At 69.9% G+C, this 1869-nt stretch carries 2 protein-coding genes and 1 pseudogene; all 3 read left to right on the top strand.

Features of this window, described 5'->3' with window-relative positions; translation table 11 throughout:
- Positions 1-215 (top strand): annotated as a pseudogene (locus ACWF94_RS39720) (hypothetical protein); the annotation flags it as partial.
- Entirely contained in the window at positions 212-1372 is a 1161-nt protein-coding gene (locus tag ACWF94_RS39725; protein WP_453500038.1) for a DUF3631 domain-containing protein, read from the top strand. The pseudogene ACWF94_RS39720 and the gene ACWF94_RS39725, both read left to right, overlap by 4 nt.
- Before the next feature lie 243 nt (positions 1373-1615).
- Positions 1616-1831 carry a helix-turn-helix domain-containing protein gene (locus tag ACWF94_RS39730; RefSeq protein WP_453500040.1) on the top strand — a complete coding sequence of 72 codons (216 nt, stop codon included), beginning with the start codon at positions 1616-1618 and terminating at the stop codon, positions 1829-1831.
- The last annotated feature ends 38 nt before the right edge of the window (positions 1832-1869 follow it).

Consider the following 1869-nt stretch of genomic DNA (forward strand, 5'->3'; position numbering starts at 1 on the left):
GCCCTGACCCGCACCCCCGGGACGGCCGGTACGCGGTCGCGTGGCTGACCATCACCACCCCCCGGCGCGGCACCCCCACCGCCACCTCGGCATGCGCCTGCGGCAGGAACACCAGCGCCACCGGCCACGCCAAGGTGCTCGCCCTGATCACCGACCACGAAGCCCACCGCGACACCTGCACGCTCCGCACCACCGACGAAAGGTCAGCCGCATGACTGCCGACACGACCAATCCGCCGGCACGTATCGACGGGGCCGCCCTGCTCGGTGACATCGAGGCGTTTCACCGCAGGTTCAACGTCTTCCCCACCGAAGCGGCGTATGTCGCGGTGGTGCTGTGGAACGCGCACACGCATCTGCTCGATGCCTTTGAGTCCACGCCGCGACTGGCGTTCCTGTCCCCGGAACCGGGGTCGGGCAAGACGCGGGGGCTGGAGATCTGCGGGACCCTCGTTCCTCACCCCATGGTGGCCGTCAACGCGTCTCCGGCCGCCTTGTTCCGGGCCGTGTCCGGGCTGAACTCCGGACGGCCGACGATCCTCTTCGATGAGATCGATACCGTGTTCGGGCCCAAGGCCAAGGACAACGAGGAACTGCGCGGGCTGCTGAACGCCGGACACCGCCGTACCGGGGTGTCCTACCGGTGCGTCGGCGACGGAGGACAGCAGACCGTTCAGGCGTTCCCGTCCTACGCGGCCGTCGCGGTCGCGGGACTGGGCTGGCTCCCGGACACGATCCTGACCCGCTCGGTCATCATCCGCATGCGCCGCCGCGCACCCAACGAGCACGTGGACGCGTTCCGCAGCCGACTCCACGAGCCGGAAGGGCACGCGCTGAGGGACCGCCTCGCCGCATGGGCCGACACCGTCCGCGACCGCATCACGGGCGCGTGGCCCCAGATGCCCGAGGGCATCAGCGACCGCCCGGCGGACGTCTGGGAACCGCTGCTCGCCATCGCAGACGCTGCGGGCGGGACATGGCCCGACCGGGCCCGCGCGGCGTGCGTCGACCTGGTGGCCGCCGCAACGGCAGGAGACAAGGCATCCCTCGGCATCCGGCTCCTGTCCGATCTGCGGGACGTGTTCAACGGGGCGGACCGTATGCCCACCGCGCAGATCCTCGCCGCGCTCTGCGCCATGGACGAAGCGCCCTGGGCCGACATGAGCGGCAAGCCCATCGACTCCCGCCAACTGGCGAAACGGCTTGGGGAGTACGTCACCGCCGAGAACGACACCATCAAGGCCCGCAACATCCGCACCGCCGCCGGAGTGGCCAAGGGCTACTACGCCACCGACCTCCACGACGCGTGGAAGCGGTACTGCCCCGCACCCACCAAGCCAGCATCCGCTACACCCATCCCCGGCACCGAATAGACGCCACCTGACCAGCGGAAACGGCGTAGCGGATGTGACGCACCACAACCGCTACGCCCCCGCTACACCACCCCTCAACCGCTACAGGCCCGGTCTCCTGTAGCGGACCCATCCGCTACACCCCACCCCACCGCTACACCACAAACAGGCTCTGACCTGCTACGTAGCAACCGTGACGGATGTAGCGGACCTGACAGGGGGGCCTACCGCCTCCCCGCCGGATCACGAATGGAGAGAGCGTTCATGGCCACGGTCCTGCTTGCCGATGCCATCGACCCCACCCTCGTACTGCTCACCGTCGAAGAGGCCGCCCGCCGACTCCGCATCGGCCGAACCACCTGCTACCGGCTCATCCGTACCGGAGAGCTGGAGTCCATCCCCATCGGCGGACTCCGGCGCATCCCCGCCGACGCCCCCGCCGCCTACGTCGCCCGCCGACGCGCTCAGCGCGCCGCCTGATCACCTCACACCGGGACGCCACCCCGCTAGGGGTGGCG

It is taken from the genome of Streptomyces sp. NPDC055078, from assembly GCF_053607985.1.

Bases quoted from the DNA above. Each gene is read 5' to 3' on its own strand.
- ACWF94_RS39725 (WP_453500038.1), top strand. From the start codon at position 212: ATGACTGCCGACACGACCAATCCGCCGGCACGTATCGACGGGGCCGCC.
- ACWF94_RS39730 (WP_453500040.1), top strand. From the start codon at position 1,616: ATGGCCACGGTCCTGCTTGCCGATGCCATCGACCCCACCCTCGTACTG.